General features: G+C 37.2%; 13 protein-coding genes. 5 read left to right on the top strand and 8 right to left on the bottom strand.

Annotation, left to right across the window (positions count from 1 at the left end):
* Positions 1–22: 22 nt before the first annotated feature.
* The 3 genes from H7U22_RS11545 to H7U22_RS11535 all read right to left on the bottom strand — a co-directional run bounded on the left by H7U22_RS11545 (position 23) and on the right by H7U22_RS11535 (position 2777).
* Positions 23–607, bottom strand: a complete 585-nt coding sequence (locus H7U22_RS11545; RefSeq protein WP_187071512.1) for an anthranilate synthase component II — start codon at positions 605–607, stop codon at positions 23–25.
* Positions 608–660: 53 nt separating this feature from the next.
* Entirely contained in the window at positions 661–2058 is a 1398-nt protein-coding gene (locus H7U22_RS11540) for an anthranilate synthase component I family protein (RefSeq protein ID WP_187071511.1), read from the bottom strand.
* Positions 2059–2330: 272 nt separating this feature from the next.
* Positions 2331–2777, bottom strand: a complete 447-nt coding sequence (locus H7U22_RS11535) for a cytochrome B (RefSeq protein ID WP_187071510.1) — start codon at positions 2775–2777, stop codon at positions 2331–2333.
* Between the two features lie 113 nt (positions 2778–2890).
* Between H7U22_RS11535 and H7U22_RS11530 the strand changes: the two genes are divergently transcribed.
* The 5 genes from H7U22_RS11530 (at position 2891) to H7U22_RS23290 (ending at position 12654) form a co-directional block, all read left to right on the top strand.
* Positions 2891–5923 (top strand): amidohydrolase family protein, encoded by a 3033-nt coding sequence (locus H7U22_RS11530; protein WP_187071509.1) that lies wholly within the window; start codon positions 2891–2893, stop codon positions 5921–5923.
* A gap of 1 nt (position 5924) precedes the next feature.
* Positions 5925–7235 carry an amidohydrolase family protein gene (locus H7U22_RS11525; RefSeq protein WP_187071508.1) on the top strand — a complete coding sequence of 437 codons (1311 nt, stop codon included), beginning with the start codon at positions 5925–5927 and terminating at the stop codon, positions 7233–7235.
* A gap of 170 nt (positions 7236–7405) precedes the next feature.
* Positions 7406–10570 carry a TonB-dependent receptor gene (locus tag H7U22_RS11520; RefSeq protein WP_187071507.1) on the top strand — a complete coding sequence of 1055 codons (3165 nt, stop codon included), beginning with the start codon at positions 7406–7408 and terminating at the stop codon, positions 10568–10570.
* A 98-nt stretch (positions 10571–10668) separates the two neighbouring features.
* Positions 10669–12423 (top strand): ABC transporter ATP-binding protein, encoded by a 1755-nt coding sequence (locus H7U22_RS11515; RefSeq protein WP_187071506.1) that lies wholly within the window; start codon positions 10669–10671, stop codon positions 12421–12423.
* 15 nt (positions 12424–12438) lie between these two features.
* The gene (locus tag H7U22_RS23290; RefSeq protein ID WP_187071505.1) at positions 12439–12654 is read left to right on the top strand and encodes a PLD nuclease N-terminal domain-containing protein; all 216 of its coding nucleotides are present in this window, start codon (positions 12439–12441) and stop codon (positions 12652–12654) included.
* Positions 12655–13055: 401 nt separating this feature from the next.
* On the opposite strand, the gene H7U22_RS11505 is transcribed toward H7U22_RS23290, so the two are convergent.
* From H7U22_RS11505 to H7U22_RS23405, 5 genes are all read right to left on the bottom strand, one after another.
* Positions 13056–14342, bottom strand: coding sequence for an MFS transporter (locus tag H7U22_RS11505; protein WP_187071504.1), 1287 nt, complete (start codon positions 14340–14342; stop codon positions 13056–13058).
* Between the two features lie 93 nt (positions 14343–14435).
* Complete coding sequence (gene recG / locus H7U22_RS11500; protein ID WP_187071503.1) at positions 14436–16541, bottom strand: ATP-dependent DNA helicase RecG; 2106 nt, start codon at positions 16539–16541, stop codon at positions 14436–14438.
* Between the two features lie 5 nt (positions 16542–16546).
* Entirely contained in the window at positions 16547–17449 is a 903-nt protein-coding gene (locus tag H7U22_RS11495; RefSeq protein WP_187071502.1) for an EamA family transporter, read from the bottom strand.
* 2 nt (positions 17450–17451) lie between these two features.
* On the bottom strand, positions 17452–17832 hold the full coding sequence (locus H7U22_RS11490) for a RidA family protein (RefSeq protein ID WP_187071501.1): 381 nt from the start codon (positions 17830–17832) through the stop codon (positions 17452–17454).
* 22 nt (positions 17833–17854) lie between these two features.
* Positions 17855–17992 (bottom strand): DUF6728 family protein, encoded by a 138-nt coding sequence (locus H7U22_RS23405; RefSeq protein ID WP_317172967.1) that lies wholly within the window; start codon positions 17990–17992, stop codon positions 17855–17857.
* Between the last annotated feature and the right edge of the window lie 39 nt (positions 17993–18031).

Here is an 18031-nt window from a genome sequence, read left to right as displayed (position 1 = left end):
TGCCTCGCAATGACGAAATTCCTTAAGTCGTCAACCAATTCTCCATCATCTGTTTCCCATACTCCGTAAGCACACTTTCTGGATGAAATTGAACACCGCGAACATCCAAACTTTCGTGTCTAAGTGCCATAATCTCACTTTTATGATCTCTGGCTGTGATTTTTAAACAAGCTGGAAAATTCTCTTTACTCACCACCCAACTGTGATACCTACCTACATTTATCGTTTGCGGGCATTCCCAAAATAAAGGTTCATCACCATCTACAACGGTTACTGGCGTAGCAATCCCATGCATGGGTCGGCCGAGGTTTAAAAGTGTACCACCGAAAGCCTCAGCAATGGCCTGCTGACCTAAACACACGCCAAAAATACTTTTTGTAGGCGCATAAGTTTTAATTACATCCAATAATAACCCAGCTTCTTCCGGAATCCCAGGGCCAGGAGAAAGCAAAATCTTATCGAACTTTTCTACATCAGCCAAGTCGAATTTATCGTTTCTCCAAACTACAGCTTCATAACCAACTTCGTTTATTAAGTGAACTAAATTGTAAGTAAAACTGTCGTAGTTATCAATTACTAAAACTGTTTTTTTATCTATATTTTCCATTGTAATTTCTTCTTTAATTTACACATCATCCGTTGCACATTTCCCCTCTTCCATTAAATGCCTTCTGCCATTACAATTGCTTTACGCAAGGCGGCAATTTTATTATTTACTTCCTGCATTTCAGTTTCGGGAACAGAATCTGCAACGATGCCTGCACCAGCACGATAATGCAATTCGTTGTTTTTGCTCATGAAAGTTCTGATCATAATCGCATGATTAAAATCTTCATTAAAGCCCATAAAACCAATTGCTCCTGCATAAAAATTACGACCAAGCTTTTCATTTTCATCAATTAACTGCATGGCTTTATATTTTGGCGCACCACTTAAAGTTCCGGCTGGATAAGTATCTGCAACCACTTTAAACGCAGTAACATCTTCCTGTAACTGCCCGCTAACTTTGCTTACCAAATGAATTAAATGCGAATAATATTGAACCTCTTTAAAAGACTTCACTTCTACCCGATTGCAATGTCTGCTTAAATCATTCCGAGCCAAATCGACTAACATTACGTGTTCGGCACTTTCTTTCGGATCTTGCTCTAATTTTTTTGCCTGTTCAGCATCTTCAATATCGTTTCCACTGCGTTTAAATGTGCCTGCAATTGGAAAAATATTAGCTGTATTATTTTTTATAGTAATCTGTGCTTCTGGCGATGAACCAAAAAGTTTAAAATTTCCGTAATCAAAATAGAACAGATACGGAGAAGGATTTATCGATCTTAAGCAACGATAAACATTAAATTCATCGCCAGAAAAAGCTTGTTTATATGCTCTTGAAGGAACAATTTGGAAAATATCACCTCTATAAATATGCTTTTGAAGTTTTTCTACTAAAGTCATAAAACCTTGATCTGTTAAGTTTGATGACTCTTCTCCACGAAGTTGAAACTTATATTCAGGATAGTTTTTGTTCTGAATTAGGTATTCCATTTTTTCCAAGCCACCCTCTTCTTCGCCTTCGAAAGTATTTTTGAACAAGGTAATTTCATTCTTAAAATGATCTATCGCAATTAAATAACGATACAAATGATATTGCATTTCTGGAATTTCCTCTCCTTCAGGAGTTTCAGAAGTAAATTTAATATCCTCAAAATGTTGTACTGCATTCCAAGTAAAATATCCGAATAAACCGCTAGAGATAAACTTAATCTCTGGGAATTCGGTTTCTTTAAATTTATCCTTAAAGGCAGTAATCTCCTCGGTTAAATTTTCGCTTTCTTTAATCTCTACAGAACCATCAGGAAAATAAGTTTCCAATCTTGTTCCCTTCAAAATAATGCCTGCAACTGGATCTGCACAAACAAAGCTCATGGAATTTTCACGACTGTGATAATCAGAACTTTCCAATAAGATACTATTTGGATATACATCGCGTAAGCGCAAGTAAATGCTTACAGGAGTTGTGGTATCGGCAAGTAATTTTTTATACGTTGTATTTATTTTAAACATTTTTTTATCGTCATTGCGAGGAGGCACGACGAAGCAATCTCCTCTTTTGTAAAACTATTTTTAAATAAAAAGCCCTGCGTGTGGTTCTACGCAGGGCTTTAATGGTTCAATTAGGTTTAGGTTGATAAACTATATTTTTCTCATACGCAGCCTGCGCAATCCGTTTTCGAATTACTTTGCCAAAGCCATGTGTGTATATTGCTGATCATGAGCGACAAAAATATAAAGAATTTTGAAAAACCGAAATATTTAAAGAAATAGTTTTGCTAAAATTATTTAGTCATACCAAAAAAAGATCTTCCTGGTACATCTTTAACCATAAGCAAAATGGTTACAATAATTAAAATTAAGGCCAAGCCAAAGAAAACTGAAATCGTTCGGTGCTTTGCAATAGACTCTGTTAATTTTTTTGATTTAGAATTTCCGATGGTGATTAAAACGATTGCAATAATCATCATACTAATGTGTTCCATTTTCCAATAGCGCCCAACAGCGTTGCTGCTATCTACTTTATACCAATCTCCTGCAAAATACAATACCAATCCAATTAATAATTGAATGTGTGCGCTAATCAATGTAAATACATTCAGCTTTCTATCCCCTTCGGTGTAAGCTTTATTACCCAACCAACCCGATAAAGCTTTAATAACAGCGATAACCAACAGAGCAAAAACGATATAGCGCCAACCTGAGTGTGCACTTTTTAAAATTTGATACATAATATGATATTTTGTTGTTTCAAAAGTAATCATTAATTGTAAAAAATAGGTTATCAAGCAATATCAACGCTTATTTATATTAGTTTTAAACAAATTAAACCCCTAAACAAGTTATGAAGAAAATTTTACTCGCCATTGTGCTGGTATTTTCTACTACAATTCTGTTTGCACAACAATCTACATTTCCTGTAAATGGTTCTTTTGATACAAGACCAGGAATGTACGCATTTACAAATGCAACAATTGTAGTAAATGCCAACCAAACCTTAACAAATGCCACACTTTTAATAAAAGGACAAACTATCCAAGCTGTTGGCGCCGGTTTAGCCGTACCAAAAGGCTACGTTATTATTGATTTAAAAGGAAAATTCGTTTATCCATCTCTGGTTGATGCTTTTACAAGCTATGGCTTACCAGAAGCTGCAACACCAGTTCGCGGTTTTGGAGGCGGTGGCGGTGGAGGTACGCGTCAATCTATTTTTGTATCTACCAAAAAAGGTGCATTTGGCTGGAACGAAGCCATTAGACCAGAAACGCAGGTAAAAACTATCTTTTCTGTAGATAGCAAAAAAGCCGATGAACTTCGTAAAGTTGGTTTCGGAAGTGTTAACGTAATTAATCGTGATGGAATTGCTCGTGGAACTTCTGCGGCAGTAACCCTGAACGAAGGATCGGATAATAATGTGTTTTTGAAAGATCAAACCGCAGCAAACTATTCATTTAACAAAGGAACTTCATCAAACGATTATCCAACTTCACTTATGGGGTCCATCGCTTTGCTCCGTCAAACTTATTACGACTCGCAATGGTATGGCAAACAGAAAGATGAATATAATATCTCGTTGGATGAATTTGGAAAACAGCAAGATTTACCTCAAATTTTTGAGGTTGATGGTTGGCAGAGTGTTCTTCGTGCAGATAAAGTTGGAAAAGAATTTGGCAAAAAATACATTATCAAATCTGCTGGAGATGAATATCAACGTATTAACGAAGTTAAAGCGACCGGTGCAACTTTAATTATTCCATTGGCTTTTCCAAAAGCTTATGATGTGGAAGATCCGGCAGAAGCCAGAAATGTAAGCTTACCCCAAATGAAAGGCTGGGAAATGGCTCCAACAAATGCTTCAGCTTTAGAAAAAGCAGGAATCAAGTTTGCTTTAACGGCATTTGGTTTAGAAAACAGTCGCGATTTTTGGGCAAATATCCGCACCGCGATAGAAAATGGCTTAACCGAAAAACAAGCTTTACAATCTGTAACTGAGATTCCTGCTTCGATTTTAGGCATTAGCGATAAAGTTGGTTCAATTGAGAAGGGCAAAGTAGCCAACTTCTTAATTTCATCTGATAACCTATTTAAAAACGGAAATATCATTTTCGAAAACTGGGTTCAGGGCAAGCGCTATATAGTTAACAAAATGGATGTTAGCGATGTACGTGGCACTTACAACTTAAATGTTGATGGCGTTGGTGCTTTAACTTTAAAAATCACAGGAACATCTGGCGGCTCTATTGCGGCAATCGAAAGAATTGGTGTAGATAGCGTTAAAACAACCGCAACATTTAGCAGAAATGGCGATTGGGTAAGCATCAATTTTAATTTGAAGAAAAATCCAAAAGGCGATGTTCGTTTAAGTGGTTATTTAACTTCTGCTAATCCGTTAACTTTTAAGGGCGAATCTGCACTTTCTGATGGAACAATTGGAAAATTCACAGCGACATATAAAGAGCCGGCGAAAGAAATGCCCAAGCGTGATGAGCCTAAACCAAGTTTAGCAGTAGGACCGGTTATTTATCCTTTTACCGCTTTTGGTACCGCTGAATTGCCAAAACAGGAAACTGTTTTAATTAAAAACGGCACCATCTGGACAAATGAAAAAGACGGAATTTTACAGAATGCCGATATCCTTTTAGAAAATGGAAAAATCAAAGCTATTGGGAAAAATTTATCGGCGGGCAGCGCTAAAGTAATTGATGCTACAGGCAAACACGTTACTACAGGAATTATTGATGAGCATTCGCACATTGCAGCAAATGGAATTAACGAAGGCGCACAATCTGTTTCTTCTGAGGTTCGCATGGGCGATATCATCAATCCTGAAGATGTAAATATTTATCGCCAGTTGGCTGGTGGGGTAACCACTTCTCAAATTTTACATGGCTCGGCAAATCCAATCGGCGGACAATCGCAATTAATAAAATTACGTTGGGGTAAATCTGCAGAAGAATTAAAATTTGCAGGTGCAGATGGTTTCATCAAATTTGCTTTAGGCGAAAACGTTAAACAAAGTAATTTCGGAAATGGAGCTCGTTTTCCTGTTACCCGTATGGGTGTTGAACAAACTTATGTAGATGAGTTTACGCGTGCAAAGGAATACGAAAAAGCAATGGCTGTTAAAGGAAATTCTGTCCGTAGAGATTTAGAATTGGATGCAATTGTAGAAATCCTTAACAACAAAAGATTCATCACCTGCCACTCTTATGTGCAGAGCGAAATCAATATGTTAATTCATGTTGCAGATAGTCTTGGCTTTAAAATAAATACGTTTACACACATTTTAGAAGGTTATAAAGTTGCCGATAAAATGAAAGCGCATAATATTGCAGGCTCTACTTTCTCAGATTGGTGGGCTTATAAAAACGAAGTTGCTGAAGCAATTCCGTACAATGGAAAAATTATGCACAACGTAGGGATTACAACTGCGTTTAACTCTGATGATGCTGAAATGGCTCGCCACTTAAATCAAGAAGCTGGGAAATCTATACTTTATGGAAATGTTCCAGAAGAAGAAGCCCTAAAATTGGTTACTTTAAATCCGGCTAAAATGCTTCATATTGATGGAAAAGTTGGCAGCTTAAAAGTTGGCAAAGATGCTGATGTTGTAATCTGGTCGGCTAATCCATTATCTATTTATGCAAAAGCAGAAAAAACTTTTGTAGATGGAGTTGCCTATTGGGATATTGAAAGAGATGCTCAAGTAATGAAAGCACAACAAGTAGAAAAAGCACGATTGATTCAAAAAATGTTAGATAGCAAAAGTAAAGGCAGTCGCACACAACGCCCAATGGGAGATGCGCCGCGTTTATTCAATTGCGAAACTTTAGACAATTATTCAGCAGAATTAACCGAAAAAGAACATGCACACTAACATGAAAAATTACCTATTCAGTCTGGCTTTATCGGCATCTAGCCTGATGTGTTTTGCACAAGCAAACATATCGCCAGCACCAAAACAAAGCAAAACCATTGCCATTACTGGCGCAACGATACATATTGGAAACGGAACTGTAATCGAAAATGGAACCATTCTTTTTGGAAACGGAAAAATTATTTCGGTAAGAGCCGATGGACAAGTGCCACAAGATGATGTAGTAAAAATTAATGCTTCAGGAAAACACATCTACCCAGGTTTTATTGCCTCTACAACCAATTTAGGTTTGGTAGAAATTGAAGCTGTAAAAGCAACATTGGATTTTCAGGAAATTGGAGATTTCAATTCGCACATCCGTTCTATTGTTGCTTACAATACCGATTCTAAAGTACCTGCTACTTTAAGAAGCAATGGTGTTTTAATGGCTCAGCCAACCCCACAAGGCGGAACAGTTTCTGGGAGTTCTTCGGTTGTGCAGTTAGATGCATGGAATTGGGAAGATGCCGCTTTAAGAAAAGATGATGCAATGCACATGACTTGGCCCGTTACCCCACGTTTTAGAGGTGGTTTTGGAGGTTTCGGAAGAGCCCAAACTTCGCCAGAATTATTAGCAGAACGTACTCAAGCCGCAATTGCGCAGTTAACAGCTTTCTTTGCTGAGGCAAAAGCTTATTCGGAGATGGGAAAACCCGAAGTAATCAATACTCGTTTTGAAGCCATGAAAAGGGTTTTCTCTGGTGATGAAAAATTGTTTATCGCAGCAGAAAGTCAGAAGGATATTGTTGCGGCTGTAAACTTTGGCAAAAAGTTTGGTATTACGCCAGTAATTACTGGTGCAGATGAAGCTTATCTTATAATCGAATTCTTAAAAGAAAACAACATCACGCTAGTAGTAAAACAGCCTCATGCTTTACCAAATAATATTGATGATGATGTAAACATGCCGTATAAAAACGCTGCTGTTTTAGCGAATGCTGGTTTAAATGTGGTTTTAAGTATCGATGGTTATTGGCAACAACGCAACCTTCCGTTTATGGCAGGTACCGTTACCGCTTGGGGCTTAGATAAAGAAAAAGCACTTTCTACCATTACCTTAAACGCAGCCAAAGCGATGGGAATTGATAAAACTACTGGCAGTATTGAAGTAGGGAAAGATGCTACGTTCTTTATTTCTGCCGGAGATGCTTTGGATATGAGAACAAACAAAGTTGAGCAGGCTTTTATTCAAGGAAGAGACATCAACTTGGATAATTTGCACAAGCAACTAGACAAAAAATTCAGCGACAAATACACCGCTGAAAAAAAATAAGTTAACACCACCTTAACATGAAACGGCCAATATTAGTTTATTGGCCGTTTTTTATTTTAACATCAGCTCAAAAACCTACAAATTGTAAACCTTTTCATAATATAAAGTCAAATTTCAGTTAACACTACAACAACATCTTTGCGGTCAGATAACAAATCAAAAAACTGATCATGATGAAAAATTTACTAGTCGCATTATTGCTCTTGTTTTGCTTTGCCAATAACTCGGTATTTGCACAAACAACTCAAGCATCCATATCCGGAACAGTAACGGATGAAGCTAAGAAACCTGTTCCTGGGGTTTCGGTTCAAATTAGAAATGAATCCACTGGCTTTACAACAAAAACTTCAACCAATTCAAACGGAGAATATATTTTTAAAGAACTTCCGTTGGGCGGACCTTACACTGTAAAAGCAGCGTACATTGGTTTCGGAGAGCAAACCCGTACGGGTTTCATGCTAAACCAAGGCGATGTTGTAAAAGTGAGCATCAAAATGCAAGAGGCTTCTCAAAGTTTAGATGCAGTACAAGTTACAGGTTCATCTTTAAAAAACAAGGTGAAAAACTTTGGAGCATCAACAGAGATTTCGGCAAAAACCATGACTCAACTTCCTGTAAACGGACGTAACTTCTCTAACTTAATGGATTTATCTCCATTAAGTCGCGGTGGTGGTATTTCTGGCCAGCTAGGTTCTTCTACAAATTATACTATTGATGGTATGGGTGCTAAAAACCCTACCTCTTCTGGTTCTACCACCAGCCGTAGCGGTGCGCCGTATTCTATTTCTATGGAAGCTGTTCGCGAGTTTAAGGTAATTACCAACCAATATGATGTAACTTATGGTAGAGCAGGTGGCGGTACCGTGAGTGCCGTTACCAAATCTGGCACAAACACTTTAAGCGGAAGTGCTTTTACCTACGGAAGAGCCGATTGGTTATCTTCTCCTTACGATATTAGAGGCATAAAACGCGATAATGACTTCTCTACATATCAATATGGCTTTACTTTAGGCGGTCCAATCATCAAAGATAAGTTACACTATTTTGTAGGATGGGATCATCAAAGAGATGCTCGTCCGTTGATTATTGCTGATGTTAACGGCGCTGCTGATGAGGCAAGATTCAGAATTACAAATAGCACTTTAGAACAATTTTTAGGAATAGCACGTACAAAATACGGTGTAGCCAATACGAAACAATATGGCACATTCGATAAAAAGCGTGGAACTGATGCCGCATTTGCCCGTTTAGATTGGCAGATTGATGATAAAAACTTATTAACTATCCGTGATAACTATACCAACGATAGAAATCCATTGGGCTTAGCTGATAATACGGCAATCAATTTCTTCGAAAGTTATGGTAACGATAAAAACGTTGATAACAATTTATTGGCAACCTTGCGTTCAACCATCAGCAGCAAGGTTACAAACGAATTAAAAGTACAGCATTTATATACTTTCCAGGCGAGCACACAAAATGATGAATTAACTGGTGCCATTCCAAGAGCACAAGTTGGTAATATTGTTTCAAAACTTGCTGATGGTTCGAGCATTGCTACTGCCATTCAAATTGGTGGTCACCGTTTCGGCCAAGAAGGTTTTACCAATAACGTAATTCAATTGGTAGATAACTTTTATTACAATACCGATAAGGTGAAATACACTTTTGGTGCCGATTTACAGTACACCCATGCAAAATCTCTTTATGGAAGTGAAGTAAACGGTCGTTTTGAATACAGCAGCAGTAATGGCGGAGCAACATCGGCAATACAGAATTTCGAGAACCTAGCACCAAACAGATACTATCGCGAAGTACCGTTATTAGCAGATCCAACAGTTAAAGCCGCCATTTGGAATACTGCAATTTATGGACAGATGCAAACCAAATTAGCTAAAGGATTAGACTTTATTGGTGGTGTTCGTGTGGATTACAGCGCTTATCCAAAATCACCATTAAACCAAAAATTATTTGATGCGATTGGCATCAGAACAGATCATAAATTAAAACAGTTTTTGGTGCAACCGAGAATTCAATTTGATTGGGACATCAACGAAAATAGAACTGATTTTGTTCGTTTAGGCGCTGGTATTTTCGGATCGGATGTAAACAATTATGTTACTATTAACAACTTAACTTTTGATGGCAAGCATTTAGCTACCGTAGATGTTTTCGGTCCAGATGTTCCAACACCAAATTTTATTGGTTATAGAAATGGTTCTGCTCAAGCACCAAGCTTAACTGCCTTGCAAGTTCCAACCATTAATACTTATGCAGAGGATGCTAAAATTCCAGTAGTTTATAAAGCCAATTTATCATATAGTAAATTAATTACCGATAAATTTAAGGTTGGGCTAACAGGCTATGCTACTTTAGGTCGCAACAACTATATGTATGTGGATAGAAACATGGCGGCCAATCCATTTTTCACTTTGCCTAATGAGGGAAATCGTGGTGTTTTTGTGCCAACCACTAGCATTGCAGCAGGCAACGGTGTTGCCGATTGGAAAGGTGGTCGTTTAACGAATCAATTTGGACGTGTGTTAGAATTAAATAGTCAAGGTAAGGTTAATCAATTCGCTGTGGTGTTAGACGCAACTTGGAACTATTTCAGAGATGGAGAAATTTCTGCAAGTTATACCTACAACGATACAAAAGACAATACTTCTTACAATGGTAATGTGGCTAACTCTGCAACTTTATCACTTCCAGTTAAAGATGATCCTAGAGATTTAAGCAAAATGTCTTACTCAGATAATCAGTTCCGTACCAAAGTGGTTATTTACGGAACGTTACCAACTTTCTACGGCATTACTGTTGGCGTACGCTACTCAGGAATTGGTGGCACTCGTTACAGCTTATTGGCTGGCGGAAACATCAATGGCGATTTTGTTGCAACGAACGATTTAGCTTATGTTTTCGATAGAAACAACACAAGTGTTCCAGCAAACATTCGTACTGGTTTACAAACGTTGTTGGATAATCCAGATGCGAGCCAAAGTTTAAAAGACTATATCAATAAATATTCTGGTCAAATAGCGGAACGTAACGGTGGTATTAATGATTTCTTCGGAATTGTTGATTTAAGAATCAGCAAGAAATTCAAAATCTATAAATCACATAACTTCGAGCTTTCTGGAGATATCTTCAACCTTGGCAACTTGCTAAACAAGAAATGGGGTGTTAACGAAACCATGGGTAACCAAGCTTTATATGCAGTTTCAGCGTTTGATGCCACAAACAGAGCTTACACATATCGTGTAAATAATACGGGTGTGGTTACGCCATCGGGTAATCCTTGGCAAATGCAAATTGGCTTACGCTACGGATTTTAAACCCTCAGCTAGTATCTTAGCTTAAAGTCATAAAAAAAGGGAATGGATTTATATCCGTTCCCTTTTTTTATGTTTGTAAAACAAACAACAAAACTTTAATGAACGTATTAATTAATTACCTGAAGGGGCACAAATGGATTGTGGCTTTAGCTCTACTTCTTGCAGGCATAAATATTGGCTTTTCTTTGATGGATCCTTATTTTACAGGGCGAATCCTAGATTTGTACATCAATAAACGAAGTGCCTTTACCAATAAAAGCGCATACATTTGGGGTGCTTTAGGCTTTATTGGCTTAGCTATTGGCGCTGCAATGATTTCGAGGATTGCAAAGAACTTTCAAGATTATTTTACCAGTGTAATTGTACAAAAAGTTGGCGCAAAAATGTATGCAGATGGCTTACAGCACTCCCTAAAACTTCCTTATCAGGTATTCGAAGATCAACGCAGTGGCGAAACTTTAGGTATTTTACAAAAAGTGAGATTGGATTCTGAAAAGTTCATCACCTCCTTTATCAGTGTACTTTTTGTAAGCCTAATTGGGATGGTTTTTGTAATCGTTTATTCGGTTTCCATTAGCTACAAAGTAACGCTTGTTTATTTCGCCGCCATTCCGATTATTAGTTTTGTAAGCTGGTTTTTAAGTCGAAAAATCAAAACCATTCAGCGTTCCATTGTTGGCGAAACTACTGCTTTGGCAGGTTCTACAACAGAATCGTTAAGAAACATAGAATTGGTAAAAAGCTTAGGTTTGGCCGATCAGGAGATTGAAAGATTAAACAAAACCACATACAAAATTTTAGGTTTAGAACTTAAAAAAGTAAAATATGTTCGAAGCATGAGTTTCGTTCAGGGTACTACCGTAAACTTGGTAAGAAGCTCGATGATTGTTGTGCTTTTACTTTTAATTTTCGACAATACGATTTCACCAGGACAATACTTCTCTTTCTTATTTTATTCGTTCTTCCTTTTTGGTCCACTTCAAGAGCTTGGAAATGTAATCTTAGCTTGGAGAGAAGCAGAAGTTTCTTTAGGCAACTTTAAAAAGATTTTAAGCACACCGATTGATAAAAAACCAGCCAATCCCATCTCGATTAAAAAAATCAAAGAACTTGCCTTTAAATCGGTAAGCTTTAAACACCTAACTGCAAATAGAAATGCGTTAGAAAACATTTCATTCGATACCCACAACGGACAAACCATTGCCTTTGTAGGCCCGTCTGGATCTGGAAAATCTACATTGGTTAAACTTTTGGTTGGATTATACCCAGCAAAAGATGGAGAAATTTTATACAACGGAACCTCAAGTAACGATATCGATTTGGATGCTTTACGCGAAAAAATTGGCTTCGTAACTCAAGATACACAGCTCTTTTCTGGTACGATAAGAGAAAATCTTTTGTTCGTTAATCCAAACGCAACAGATGAAGAATGTTATAAAGTTTTAAATCAAGCTGCTTGTCAAACTTTATTGGCCAGAGCAGATAAAGGCCTAGATTCTTTAATTGGAGAAGGTGGTGTAAAAGTTTCTGGCGGAGAAAAACAACGCTTATCCATCGCTAGGGCATTATTGCGTCAGCCAGATATTTTGGTTTTTGATGAAGCAACTTCTTCATTGGATTCGATTACCGAAGAAGAAATTACAAAAACCATTCGTTCGGTTTCAGATTTAACAGATCATATTACGATCTTGATTGCCCACCGACTATCCACCATAAAACACGCCGACACCATTTACGTTTTAGAAAAAGGACACATCATTGAGCAAGGTTCGCATGAGGGATTAATTGCACAAAATGGTTTATATCAAGCGATGTGGCGCCAACAAATCGGCGAAAGAATTGTTGAAGCTTAAACAAAAAGCTTCATCATGTTATTAGCACAAGTAGAAAGTAATCAAATCGCGATCATCATTATCATTGCAGCCATCCTTTGGTTAGCCCTCATTTTAGTCGCATTATTTCATATATCGAGAAACTCATCAATGGGTTTCTCGGTAAAAGTTCTATGGTTTATCATCATCCTTTTCGCCCCCTTTTTAGGATCGATCGTCTATCTGATTTGGGGTAAGAACAAGAAGTTTTAAATCTTTTCTATGATTAATTAGCTTCGAATAAATCAAAGATTTGGAAAGCAATGGTAGAAATTCTTCGGCTTGTTTCTGTCCCGCTGTACCTTCAAGCGCTATGAAAAATAGCGGCTTTGCGTAACATCGGGTTTAGCTTGCAGGGCAATTCGCCTTTTTTAAAGTTGGTTCAGCGATAGGAAAAAAGAATTTTGCGAATTAATAAGTCATAACTCTAATACGATCATGATCCTAAATAAATTCAGGATTTTCTTTATGCTATTTTATTGCCGTCCTTCCCACGCAGGTTGGAATCTTAATGCGTTTAAAAGAGGTTCTGCATTAAGATACACTACTAAGTTGGGTATCACGAGTGCATAGAAAAAAGGAATTAGAGCATAACCATAAATTTTTTGCTCACACTAAGCTACTTTCGTAGTTTGCTCATTAATATCCTTTAAACTCAATTTAGTAAGCGATTTTGTTTTAAACCAGGTTAGCCCAGCAATGGCAATCGTCATACTTCCACCAAAAACTACCGCAGGAACAAGCCTCATATATTTTGCGGTTAAACCCGATTCGAACTCGCCAATTTCGTTTGATGAACCAATAAACATGCTATTAACAGCAGAAACTCGTCCACGCATTTCATCTGGCGTTAACAACTGCATAATGGTTTGGCGGATAATTACGCTTACACTGTCAAAAGACCCCTCTAAGAATAAAAAGAATAAGGTTAAATAGAAATTCCTGGATAAACCATAACAGATAATGCTTAAACCGAAGCCTGTTACCGCAATTAACAAGTTTCGCCAAGGTTTACCCATTGGAGAGAAACGCGTCATTGCCAACATGGTAATTACAGCCCCAGCAGATGCTGCGCCACGCATCATGCCCAAACCAAATGAACCCATGTGAAAAACATCTTTTGCAAAAATTGGCAATAGCGCTACTGCTCCACCAAAAAATACCGAGAATAAATCTAAGCTCATGGCCCAAACCATCATTTTGGTTTTGAACACAAAACTGATTCCTTCTTTTAAACTATGGAATATATTTTCTTTCGGAACATAAGTTGAGGGATGCTTTTTAAGGGTAAATATGCAAATTAGCGAGATTGAAACTAACACTACAATTACACTATATGCGGCTGTAATTCCCCATAACCAATTTATTAAGCCACCCAATAAAGGACCAATAATTGTTGCCAATTGCCAAGTGCTGCTGCTCCATGTACTGGAATTCGGATATAATTCTTTAGGGATAATTTTGGCCATCAACGAAAATGTTGCTGGTCCGAAAAAGCCTCTCGCTATGCCAATACAGAAAACCAAACCATACATAATAAGCACGATCAAGTCTTCTTTTAGATGCAAGAATTTACTGGTAATAATGAGCATGAGTACTGATGCCAACCACACTCCAGAAAAAATCTTGATTAGCAATCCTCTCTTTTCACTTTTATCGGCAACATAACCACCGTAAAGTGCAATTCCTATCGCCGGAATGGCTTCGCATAAACCTACTAAACCGAGCTTTAAAGCGTCGTGGGTTAAATCGTAAATGTGGTAACCTATAACTACCGCTTGCATTTGATATGCAAGTGTAAAGAAGAAACGCATACCTAAAAACGATCTAAATTCTTTAAACCTTAAGGCGGCGAATGGATCTGGTTTTTCTACTATTGGATTGGGGTCGGAGTCTGCCACTAAAAAATATTTTGATGCTGCAAAATTACACTTTGAAAGGGAAATATTTCTATCGTTTTAAATTAAGAGCTCAAACCTTACAGATAAATGATTTTAAGAAATCTTATCGAAAGAAATTCCTCGTTCCAACTTTTTAAGATAAGCTTTCAACAAGGCATTTTCAGGTTTCTCTAATTGCATATCATCTTCTAAAAGTTTAATTACTGTATTTCTAGCTTCTTGTAAAATCACTTGATCGGTTGCTAAATCCGCTAATTTTAAATCTAAAACACCACTTTGCTGGGTTCCTGTAATATCTCCAGGCCCACGAAGTTGCAAATCGATTTCCGAAATCTCAAATCCGTTATTTGTTCTCACCATCGTTTCCAATCGAACCTTACCTTCTTTGCTAAGCTTATTTCCGCTCATTAAAATACAGAATGATTGCTCGGCTCCTCTCCCTACTCTCCCACGCAATTGATGCAGTTGGGAAAGACCAAATCGTTCCGCATTTTCGATCACCATTACCGAAGCATTAGGCACATTTACACCAACCTCTATTACCGTAGTCGCCACCATAATCTGGCTTTTACCATTAATAAATTGTTGCATCTCAAATTGCTTATCGGCATTTGGCATTTGGCCATGTACAATACTCATTTGATAATCTGGCCGAGGAAATTGATAACTCATTTGTTCTATTCCAGCTTCGAGATGAAGAAGATCCAACTTTTCACTTTCTTTTATTAAAGGATAAACAACATAAACCTGCCTACCCTTTGCAATTTCCTGTTTCATAAAGCCGAACATCCGCATCCGCTGACCTTCAAAAAGATGTTTGGTTTCTATGGGTTTTCTGCCAGCCGGCAATTCATCAATTACAGAAACATCTAAATCACCGTATAAGGTCATGGCTAAAGTTCTTGGAATCGGGGTGGCCGTCATAACTAAAATATGTGGTGGAACTAAACTCTTTCGCCAAAGCTTTGCCCGTTGCTCTACCCCGAAACGATGTTGCTCATCTATAACCACCAAACCCAAATTCTTAAACTGAACTTTATCTTCTATCAAAGCATGGGTACCAATTAAGATATCGATTTCGCCACTTTCCAACTGCTGATGCAGGATGGTTCTTTCTTTTTTCTTACTGTTTCCGGTGAGGATGGCAACTTTAACCAAATCATCAGTAACCAGATCGGTAATGGAAGCATAATGCTGGCGGGCCAAAATCTCTGTAGGTGCCATCATACAAGCTTGGTAGCCGTTATCATTTGCCAAAAGCATACTCATTAAAGCAACAGCCGTTTTACCGCTTCCTACGTCGCCCTGAACAAGCCGATTCATTTGAACCCCTCTTTGCGTATCTATGCGGATTTCCTTAACAACCCGCTTTTGGGCATTGGTAAGTTCGAAAGGTAAAAATTCTTTGTAAAACCTGTTAACTTTCTCTCCCACTTTTTCAAAAGTAACCCCCTTAAACTTCAATGCCCTAAGGTGTTTATTATTTAAAAGCTGAAGCTGAATGAAAAATAATTCCTCGAACTTTAATCTACGTTCTGCATCATTTAAATCTTGCTGATTTTTGGGAAAATGAATATTCAGCAAAGCCATTTTTTTATTTGGCAACTGATATTTATCTAAAATATATTGAGGCAAATTTTCTGGAACCTGAGGAATTACCTGATCTAATAATCCCGCAATTAACCGTTGTAATCCTTTCGAATCGAGATTAAATTTCTTTAACTTCTCTGTCGAATTATAAACGGGTTGTAAAGTTAAATTTCCTCTTCCAGTAGGTTTGTTTTGATACAATTCCATCTCTGGATGAGAAATACTGAATGTTCCGTTAAAAAGGTTCGGCTTTCCGAAAGCTACATAAGCCACCCCAACTGTTATATTATCGTCAACCCACTTTAAACTTTGAAACCAAACCAATTCCATTAAACCTGTTTCATCTTTAAAAACAGCTACAATTCTTTTGGTTCGTTTTTCGCCAATTACTTTTTTACTAATTACGCGACCAATAATCTGGATGTATTGAGAATCTGGATTGATTTGATTGATTTTGAAATACTTCGTTCTATCAATATACCGAAATGGATAGTGAGAGAGCAGATCCTGATAAGTAAAAATGCCAAGGTCCTTTTTTAAAACGTCGGCACGAGTTGGCCCAACGCCTTTTATAAACTCAACAGGTGTATCTAAAATCGAGTTAAACACAATCTTTACTGCTTTTTGTAAACAACACTTTTTATCAATTGCGCATTAAAAATAACAATCGAAAGCAACAAAAGTAAATAGGCAAAGATTTGGTGCATATCGATTTTCTCTTTAAAGTATAAAAATGCGACTGCAAAAGCAACTATTGGGTTTAAATAAATTAAAATCCCCAATGCTGATGAAGGCATCCCCAAGAGCGCATAAGAATTTAAAAATAAGGGAATTATGGTAAACACTATCGCAATAAGAAAAATATGCGACCAGAAAAAACCATTAACAGGGAAAGGATTTGAGCTAATTAAATACATCGGCAACATGATTAAACCCGATAAAATTAACTGCAAACCTAGGAAGTTAAATTTATCTACATCTTTAATCACTTTTAAAACAATAACATACGAAGCATAGAATGATGCAATTACAACTGCCCAAATCACTTCGCGAAATGAGCCTGTTGCCAACAATACTATACTCACTAGGGCAATTATCATTGCGATAATTTTTGCCTTGGTAAGTTTTTCCTTTAAGATAAGGAAACCGCACAAGGCCGTAAGTAATGGGCAAACCATGTATGCAAACGCTGCAGATTTTAAGCTAATGCTATTAACAGCATAAATGTAAGTAAACCAATTTCCCGTAATTAAGAAAGCTGAAATAACGGTTAAAAGTAGGAGCCTATTCTTTTTCGCTACACTTAAAGACTTAATAAAAATAATGTCCTTTTTAAGGGCTTCTCTTCTGAACAATAAAATAGTTGCCCAAATCATCACAATAGAAACAAATATTCTGTAGTATAAAATTTCCTGCGGAGGAAAGCCTTTTATATTGCGTAACGGGATAGACATTGTTCCCCAAATGATATAGGGAATAATGCCAGCTAAAAAATATTTGCTCCTGCTTGTTGCCAAAATTATTCTACAATGGCGATTACTGAAATTTCTACATTAACATTTTTTGGCAATACAGATACTTGAACTGTTTCACGAGCAGGAAAATCTGCTGTAAAATATTGACCATAAACTTCGTTCACTTGCGCAAAAGTTCCCATGTCACTTAAAAAGATGGTCGATTTTACCACATGATCAAAAGTTAATCCTGCTTCAAGCAAAACGGCTTTTAAATTTCGCATTACCTGATGAGTTTCTTCCTCAATATTACCCAAGTTTAATTCCCCACTTTCTGGATTAATAGCCACTTGACCAGATACGAACAAAAAATTTCCTGCTTTTACAGCTTGGCTATAAGGCCCAATAGGTGCTGGTGCACTCGTTGTTTTAATGATTTCTTTCATGATAAAATTGGAAGTAATTTAATTATTTAATAAGCCACTGAATTAGCTTATAGATGATGCCTGCCAGAAAAACAGAAATAGCCAATGCATTTATGATGTGCATTATTTTGATATTGATGTTGTTTGGCCGATTCGGATCCTTTTTCCTAAAGAAGTACATAAAGCAAACTTAGCGAAAAAGCTTAATACAGGAAATTAA

The organism is Pedobacter fastidiosus (genome assembly GCF_014306625.1).
Classification (GTDB): domain Bacteria; phylum Bacteroidota; class Bacteroidia; order Sphingobacteriales; family Sphingobacteriaceae; genus Pedobacter; species Pedobacter fastidiosus.
This window is presented reverse-complemented; position numbering and strand designations above follow the sequence as displayed.

Bases quoted from the DNA above. Each gene is read 5' to 3' on its own strand.
- H7U22_RS11545 (WP_187071512.1), bottom strand. From the start codon at position 607: ATGGAAAATATAGATAAAAAAACAGTTTTAGTAATTGATAACTACGAC.
- H7U22_RS11540 (WP_187071511.1), bottom strand. From the start codon at position 2,058: ATGTTTAAAATAAATACAACGTATAAAAAATTACTTGCCGATACCACA.
- H7U22_RS11535 (WP_187071510.1), bottom strand. From the start codon at position 2,777: ATGTATCAAATTTTAAAAAGTGCACACTCAGGTTGGCGCTATATCGTT.
- H7U22_RS11530 (WP_187071509.1), top strand. From the start codon at position 2,891: ATGAAGAAAATTTTACTCGCCATTGTGCTGGTATTTTCTACTACAATT.
- H7U22_RS11525 (WP_187071508.1), top strand. From the start codon at position 5,925: ATGAAAAATTACCTATTCAGTCTGGCTTTATCGGCATCTAGCCTGATG.
- H7U22_RS11520 (WP_187071507.1), top strand. From the start codon at position 7,406: ATGATGAAAAATTTACTAGTCGCATTATTGCTCTTGTTTTGCTTTGCC.
- H7U22_RS11515 (WP_187071506.1), top strand. From the start codon at position 10,669: ATGAACGTATTAATTAATTACCTGAAGGGGCACAAATGGATTGTGGCT.
- H7U22_RS23290 (WP_187071505.1), top strand. From the start codon at position 12,439: ATGTTATTAGCACAAGTAGAAAGTAATCAAATCGCGATCATCATTATC.
- H7U22_RS11490 (WP_187071501.1), bottom strand. From the start codon at position 17,832: ATGAAAGAAATCATTAAAACAACGAGTGCACCAGCACCTATTGGGCCT.
- H7U22_RS23405 (WP_317172967.1), bottom strand. From the start codon at position 17,992: ATGTACTTCTTTAGGAAAAAGGATCCGAATCGGCCAAACAACATCAAT.